Raw genomic sequence first — 343 nt, forward strand, 5'->3', positions numbered from 1 at the left:
AAAAAGCGTTCTAACAATTGCGATGCTGAGATTTTTTGTCCTTTCATTAACGGAATAAACTCTCCAAATTCTTTGATGACTTCAATGACTTTTTGACCTTCTTTGATGACAATTCCTGATTGTGTATAATACCCGAATTTAATGGTTTCTCCAACCATCACAGTTCCTGCATCTACAGGATTTTTTTCGGTAATAATATTTAAAAATGATGATTTTCCAGTACCGTTTTTACCAATAATTCCTATTCGTTCTCCACGTTTAAACACATAGTCAAATCCGTCTAAAATTACTTTGTCACCATACGATTTTTTCAATTTATGCAACTCCAAAATCTTACTTCCCA

At 32.7% G+C, this 343-nt stretch carries 1 protein-coding gene; it reads right to left on the minus strand.

All coding sequences use genetic code 11. The features are described from left to right. Window positions 1-343, minus strand: a 343-nt coding sequence (locus IU405_RS00015) for an ATP-binding cassette domain-containing protein (RefSeq protein WP_197436633.1), incomplete at both ends; no start/stop codon positions are given.

It is taken from the genome of Polaribacter sp. BAL334 (assembly GCF_015767435.1).
GTDB lineage: Bacteria > Bacteroidota > Bacteroidia > Flavobacteriales > Flavobacteriaceae > Polaribacter.